This window comes from Salipiger sp. D13 (genome assembly GCF_003703915.1).
In the GTDB taxonomy this organism is placed as follows: Bacteria; Pseudomonadota; Alphaproteobacteria; order Rhodobacterales; family Rhodobacteraceae; genus Salipiger; species Salipiger profundus.
Genome location: NZ_ML112602.1, coordinates 67,595 through 73,738 on the forward strand (window position 1 = coordinate 67,595; position 6,144 = coordinate 73,738).

The 6,144-nt window shown below is 64.6% G+C and carries 6 protein-coding genes and 2 pseudogenes; 5 read left to right on the plus strand and 3 right to left on the minus strand.

What is annotated here, in order from left to right; all coding sequences use genetic code 11:
* Positions 1-69 precede the first annotated feature (69 nt).
* On the plus strand, positions 70-300 hold the full coding sequence (locus D6860_RS25925; RefSeq protein WP_128549256.1) for a hypothetical protein: 231 nt from the start codon (positions 70-72) through the stop codon (positions 298-300).
* Positions 301-315: 15 nt separating this feature from the next.
* Here the strand turns inward: D6860_RS25925 and D6860_RS25510 are convergent, their stop codons facing one another.
* Positions 316-510 (minus strand): hypothetical protein, encoded by a 195-nt coding sequence (locus D6860_RS25510; RefSeq protein ID WP_206512208.1) that lies wholly within the window; start codon positions 508-510, stop codon positions 316-318.
* 40 nt (positions 511-550) lie between these two features.
* On the opposite strand from D6860_RS25510, the gene D6860_RS15770 reads away from it, so the two are divergent.
* Complete coding sequence (locus D6860_RS15770; protein ID WP_076625917.1) at positions 551-1,447, plus strand: LysR family transcriptional regulator; 897 nt, start codon at positions 551-553, stop codon at positions 1,445-1,447.
* A 74-nt stretch (positions 1,448-1,521) separates the two neighbouring features.
* Here the strand turns inward: D6860_RS15770 and D6860_RS15775 are convergent, their stop codons facing one another.
* Positions 1,522-2,388 carry an alpha/beta fold hydrolase gene (locus D6860_RS15775; RefSeq protein ID WP_076625916.1) on the minus strand — a complete coding sequence of 289 codons (867 nt, stop codon included), beginning with the start codon at positions 2,386-2,388 and terminating at the stop codon, positions 1,522-1,524.
* Between the two features lie 395 nt (positions 2,389-2,783).
* Between D6860_RS15775 and D6860_RS15780 the strand changes: the two genes are divergently transcribed.
* From D6860_RS15780 to D6860_RS15790, 3 genes and pseudogenes are all read left to right on the plus strand, one after another.
* Positions 2,784-3,356 carry a TetR/AcrR family transcriptional regulator gene (locus D6860_RS15780; RefSeq protein WP_076625915.1) on the plus strand — a complete coding sequence of 191 codons (573 nt, stop codon included), beginning with the start codon at positions 2,784-2,786 and terminating at the stop codon, positions 3,354-3,356.
* Positions 3,349-4,347, plus strand: a complete 999-nt coding sequence (locus tag D6860_RS15785; RefSeq protein ID WP_076625914.1) for an NAD-dependent epimerase/dehydratase family protein — start codon at positions 3,349-3,351, stop codon at positions 4,345-4,347. The genes D6860_RS15780 and D6860_RS15785 overlap by 8 nt, the downstream gene beginning before the upstream one ends.
* A 160-nt stretch (positions 4,348-4,507) precedes the next feature.
* A pseudogene (locus tag D6860_RS15790) lies at positions 4,508-5,015 on the plus strand (IS5 family transposase); the annotation flags it as partial.
* A gap of 320 nt (positions 5,016-5,335) precedes the next feature.
* Here D6860_RS15790 and D6860_RS15795 read toward each other — a convergent pair.
* Positions 5,336-6,115, minus strand: a pseudogene (locus tag D6860_RS15795) (IS110 family transposase); the annotation flags it as partial.
* Positions 6,116-6,144: the final 29 nt, after the last annotated feature.

Genomic DNA, 6,144 nt, shown 5'->3' on the forward strand with positions numbered 1-6,144 from the left:
AGCATCCTCCTCCAGACTTATACTCGAGTATAGTATACTTTTACTCGTGTAAACTATCGGAGTGAAATTTTGCCCGAGCTTCCGTTGATGCGTCTCGATCACGGAGGTCTTCCCGTCGTCTTCCCCGGCGGCACATTGGCGCGCCAGCTTCTCGTGCTCCCGCAAGAAGGCCGGGAGCTTTTGCATCTTCAGGTGATGAGCAAGCAGGATCTGCGGAGCACCGATCATGCCGTGTCTCCCGCCAGCAGGGACATGTCGCCCGCCGCCGAGGTCGTCCCCACGTCGGCCGGCGGCAAGTAGGGAGAGACGTCGAAATCAGGCTGCGGTGGCCTCGATCTCGGTCACTGGCGCATCAAGCCTGTCGAGTCGGCGCGCGGCGAGTCCGACGATGACGCCCTCAGCCGCGAGCATGCGCGCGGTTGCCCCCGCCGCCCGCCAGCTTTTGTTCTGAACTCGGAACTGCCGTTGGCTGGCAGTTGGCGATTTGCCTTCTGCAGGACTGCGCGCCATTCTTGATCTTTGATTTCGCAACCTGAAGCACTGGAGCGGCATGGACCGGCTGCAATCCCTCAAGGTTTTCGTCGCCGTGGCCGACGCGGAGAGCTTTGCCGGCGGCGCGCGGGCTCTCGGTCTGAGCGCACCCTCGGCCACTCGCGGCGTCGGCGAGCTTGAGACGGCACTCGGGGCACGGCTCTTCACGCGGACCACGCGGCAGGTGCGTCTGACGGATGTCGGTCGCGCCTACCTCGACGAGGTCCGCGACATCCTCGCACGCCTTGCGGTGGCTGATGACGCGGCCGCCGGCGCGGCCGAGCGCCCGGTCGGCAAGCTGCGCATCACCTGCCCCCAGGAATTCGGGCGGCTGCACGTCGCGCCCCTGATCACGGAGTTCCTGGATCTGCACGAGGGCATCAGCGCCGAGCTTCTGATGCTCGACCGGATGGTGAACCTCGTCGAGGAAGGGGTCGACATCGCGCTGCGCATCGGCCCGCTTCCATCCTCGGATCTGGCGGCGCTCAAGGTGGGAGAGGTTCGGCGTGTCGTCTGTGGCGCGCCCGCCTACGTCGCAAGCCACGGCCTGCCGGGGACCCCCTCCGATCTCACCGAGCATCGGCTGATCGGGACGCCCACCGACACGGCGGTCGGGGTCTGGCGGTTCGGGGCCGATGAGACTTCGGTGGTCAAGGTGGCGCCCCGCCTGAGCATGACCAGCGTGGCCGCCGCGATCGGCATCGCGCGGGACGGTTGGGGCTTGGCCCGCGCGTTATCCTATCAGGTGGCCGAGGACGTGGAGGCCGGGCTTCTGCAGACCGTGCTCGATGAGCATGAGCCCGCGCCGCTTCCGGTCCATCTTGTCCATGTCGAAGGCCGCAGGGCCGCAGCCAAGGTCAGGGCGTTCCTCGATTTCGCCGCTCCCCGACTGAGGAAAGTGCTCGGTTCGAGCTGATCGCCTGCGATCAAGATTGCCCCCGCCGGCGCTGGCGGGGGCAGAGGCAGCTTGGTGGGCTGAGCGCCTGACCTTCAGTCCTTGAGGACCCGGCCCAGGAAATCGCGCATGTAGCCTGCCACCTCTTCATGGTGGGTCTCCAGCGCGAAGTGGCCTGCATCGATCAGGTGGATCTCCGCCTTAGGCAGGTCCCGGGAGAAGGCCTCGGCGCCGGGCGGGATAAAGGCCGGGTCGTGCTTGCCCCAGACCGCCAGAAGCGGCGGCTGATGTTCACGGAAATAGGCCTGGAAGTCCGGGTAGAGCGCGACGTTGCTGCGGTAGTCCAGGATCAGGTCGAGCTGGATCTCCTCTGCTCCGGGACGCCCCATGTAGGCGATGTCGAGCTCACAGCCGTCCGGCGAAAGCCGTTCCGGATCGGCGCCGGTGCCGTATTGCCAGTTGCGGATGGTGTCCGCAGACAAGACCTCTCGGCAGGCCTCGCGGTTTTCCTCGGAAGGCTCGCGCCAGTAGCGTTCCCAGGCGCCCCATGCATCGCTGAAGCCCTCCTCATAGGCGTTGCCGTTCTGCGAGATGATGGCGGTGATGCGCGCGGGGTGCTTCATGGCGATCCGCAGCCCGACCGGCGCGCCGTAGTCGAAAACGTAGAGTGCGAAACGCTCCAGCCCGAGGGCCTCGGTGAAGCCGTCGATCACCTCCGCGAGAGCGTCGAAACTGTAGGTGAACCCGCCGCGCTCCGGCGCCCGTGTCTTGCCGAAACCCGGCAGGTCGGGCGCGATCACGCGGTAGCGGTCGGCGAGATCGGGGATCAGGTCTCGGAACATGTGGCTGGCGGAGGGAAACCCGTGCAGCAACAGCAGGACCGGGGCATCGGCGGGTCCCGCCTCGCGGTAGAAGACCTCGACGTCGCCGACGGTACGGGTGCGGTAGGACACGGTGGTCATGTGCATTACTCCTTTCAGGTCGACCGCTTGCGGAAAGCGATCCGGGCAATCGCATTGCCTATCTTGGAATTGTGAGGATCTGCCGGGCTCCGTAGCGGAGACCGACAGCTTCCTCGCTGGCGATGTCCGAGAGCTATTCTCCTGAACTGATGAAAGAATGAGCGAACTCGGAAGGAGAGAATTGCAGAACCTGTAACAAACTTATTGGCTCGCAGAGCTGAGCAGACGGCCTTTGTCGGGGGGCAAAGGCAGGAGAATAGACCGGCCTTACGGATCCTTGGCTGGGGACCTTCTGGGCAGCGGCCCGCCGGTGGTCCTTCGCTGAACATGGACGGATGTTGACAGGCTCAGGTCACCCGTTTATTTCCGAACGGTCGGAAACAAATTGGTGATCCATGGCACGGCCCAAGAAACACGACCAGAGCGAAATACTCGATGCCGTCGAGCGCGTTGTCGCCCGCGACGGTGTTCTCACCATCGACGCGGTGGCGAAGGAGGCGGGCGTCTCGAAGGCCACGGTGCTCTACGAGCATTCCAGCAAGCGTGACCTTGTTGCGGCGCTGGTCGAGCGCACCATCAAGGCGGACAACGCTTTCAACGAGGCCTGCGAAGCAGAGTTTGCCGAAGAGCCGGATGCGCCGCTGCGGGGCCGCATCGCGGCTGCCCGGCACACTCCGCCTGTTCCGGAGGGCAATGCCGCGGTGCTGAGCCTCGTCTCCGCGCTGATGCAGGACAGGGAGCTGCGCGCGACCTTCCGCGAGAACCAGACCGCGTTGGGCCAGAGGTTGCTGGCCCAGGCGAGCCATCCGCGCGCGGCTCGGCTGGCCTGGCTGGCGCTGGAGGGGCTGAAGTTCCAGCAGCATCTGGAATTCCACGACTGGAGCGAGGCCGAGCGAGCCGAGATCCTCGAGGACATCGAGGCCCTCGTCATGCAGGGGGCATGGAATACCGGAGGCACCCATGACTGAGGACCGTGTGTTCATCACCGGCGCCGCCGGCTACGTGGGGCGCAACCTGCTGCGTCACTTCATCGCGAAAGGGCATAGGGTTACGGGGCTTGTCCGCAATGAAGAAGCTGCCAGACGGGTCGCCTCTTGGGGCGGGGAACCGGTCCTGGGCGACATGCTGACCGCCGACCTCGTCCCGCTCATGTCCGGGGCTGAGACGCTGATCCACGCCGCGGCCAGTGTCGATCACGGAGTTGGCTCGCCGGCGGCTCGGGTCAACCCGGAGGGCACACGTCGCGTGCTCGACGCGGCCCGGCAGGCCGGCGTCACGAAGGTCGTTCACATCAGCACGGATTCAGTACTCCAGAATGGGCGCCCCCTGTCCAATGTGGACGAAACGACACCCTATCCCGCCCGACCGGCAGGGGCCTATTCCGCAGGCAAGGCAGAGGCGGAGAGGATTGCCCGCCGCGCCGCCACCGCGGGTCAGCACGTCGTGATCCTGCGCCCGCGCATGGTCTGGGGCCGTGACGACACGACCGCCCTTCCGGTGCTGGTCGAGGCCGTCCGGAGCGGCAAGTTCGCCTGGATCTCGGGGGGCGGGTATCGGTCCTCCACCATGCACATCGCCAACCTCTGCCACGCCGTGGACCTAGCGCTAAGGCACGGACGGTCGGGCGAGATCTACCATGTCTCAGACGGCCCGGCGCGGACGTTCCGGGAGACCGTCACCGGCCTGCTGGAAAGCCAGGGCCTTGAGGTGCCCGACAAGTCGGTGCCGCGTGGCGTGCTTCGCACGGTGGCACGCATCGGTGACGGGCTGCATCGGGTAAGCGGCGGCCGGCTCCACGGTCCGCTTAGCTTCCAGGACTATGCCACCAGCGCCGTCGAGATCACGCTCGACACCCGCAAGGCCGAGCGCGAGCTGGGCTATGCGCCGATCATAACTTGGGAGGATGGGCTGCTCGAGCTCTCTTCCAAAGAGGTTGCCATCTCACGGGGCGAACGTTGACCGCTCCGGACGATCGGCTGCGAGGCAATCTTACCACTTCGCGGCAAGGTCGGCTTGAACCTCATTGGCGTGATTCCGAGTATCATCGCCCTCCCCAGACACCGAGTGCAGAGGACGTCCGTGCTCGCGAATGGTCCAATTCATCTCGGCTTTTGAGCGAGGGCCCGGCAAGCGACGGATCTGGCGCAAGATCCACCTCGGGGTAGACGAGCAGACATTGGAGGTTCGTGCGGTCGAGGTTACTGGCAGCCACATCGGTGCTGCCCGACCTGCTCGGCCAGATCCCGGCGGACGAGCAGATCGGCAGCGTCACCGCCGACGGGGCCTATGACACACGCAAATGCCACGACACCATTGCCGACCGTGGCGCACATGCCGTCATCCCGCCTCGCAAAAATGCCAAGCCGTGGAAAGCCGCCACCACCGGAGCCATGGCCCGAAACGAGGCCCTGCGCGCTGCCAAATACCTCGGCCGCGCGCTCTGGCGACGATGGAGCGGATATCACCGCAGGAGCCGTGTCGAGACCAAAATGCATTGCGTGAAACTGCTGGACCAGAGGCTCATAGCAGGGGACTTCGACCGCCAGGTCGCGGAAATCCAGGTCCGCATCGCCCTCCTGAACGGCTACACCGCGCTCGGCATCCCTGTCACGGAAGCTGTGGAATAAGTCCGCCAGGGGAAAGGGGAACCTTGGCCAGCAACCGACTTATGCATGTATGGATGCCCCCGTCAGTGCAAGTAGTTTCTGAACGGCTCAAGCATGTGATCGGGTGCGGTCATGTATCAGGCCTTTCTCTGCGGCGCTGACATGGCCGCTGGCCGGTATGGCGATGCGCGGATCAGAAGCAAATCAACAAACCGAGCTCGGTGGCTCCTGCACAAAGACTGCTTTCTCTGACCCCGATCTGATCGATCCTTTGCCCTTACTGTTCAGCGACCTCCTCACACTCCCGACGTGACCCGGGGCGGAATGGCAAACGCAGGCGCTTAGACCATTGCCGCCACCGGATTTCGGTAATCCTCCTGTTTCGTCATCATGGCCCAAAGGCCACGCGCCATCTTGTTCGCCAGTGCGATCGCAGCGACCATGCGCGGCTTGCGGGTCAGCAGGCGCTTCAGCCAACCATTATTCGGGGTGTCAAATCGTTCGACGGCCTGAAGAACGGCCATGGCTCCAGACACGAGAAGCGTGCGAATGTCGCGCTGCCCCATCTTCGAGGTCTTCCCCAGCCGGGCTTTCCCGCCTGTAGAGTGCTGTTTCGGCACGAGGCCGAGCCAGGCCGCAAAATCACGCCCACGTCGGAAGCTGGCCATATCTGGCGCGAAGGTTTCGATCGCCAGCGCAGTGACCGGCCCCACGCCCGGCATAGTTTGCGCGCGGCGGGCCAGATCGGCGTCTTTAGCGGCGCGCTTCATCTTTGCGTCAAGGTCTGCGATCCGCGCAGTTAGGCCGTCAATTTGGTCCAGATAAATCTGGCCAAGATCGCGAACGCCGTCAGGCAGCGCTGTATCTTCATCGGCGAGCGCGTCTGCGAGGCGCTTGACATGAGCCGGACCTCGTGCCGCCACCAGCCCGTGCTCCGCTAAGTGCCCACGCAAGGCGTTGATCATCTGAGTGCGTTGGCCGACAAAGATCTGCCGTGTCCGGAACAGCATCGCGCGCGCCTGCTGATCTTCCGTCTTCACAGCAACAAACCGCATGGTCGGGCGTAACGCCGCCTCCACAATCGCCTCGGCATCGGCCGCATCATTCTTCTGGCGCTTAACTTATCATCAGGTGGCCGTAATGCGGAGGA

Bases quoted from the DNA above. Each gene is read 5' to 3' on its own strand.
- D6860_RS15785 (WP_076625914.1), top strand. From the start codon at position 3,349: ATGACTGAGGACCGTGTGTTCATCACCGGCGCCGCCGGCTACGTGGGG.
- D6860_RS15770 (WP_076625917.1), top strand. From the start codon at position 551: ATGGACCGGCTGCAATCCCTCAAGGTTTTCGTCGCCGTGGCCGACGCG.
- D6860_RS15775 (WP_076625916.1), bottom strand. From the start codon at position 2,388: ATGACCACCGTGTCCTACCGCACCCGTACCGTCGGCGACGTCGAGGTC.
- D6860_RS15780 (WP_076625915.1), top strand. From the start codon at position 2,784: ATGGCACGGCCCAAGAAACACGACCAGAGCGAAATACTCGATGCCGTC.
- D6860_RS25510 (WP_206512208.1), bottom strand. From the start codon at position 510: ATGGCGCGCAGTCCTGCAGAAGGCAAATCGCCAACTGCCAGCCAACGG.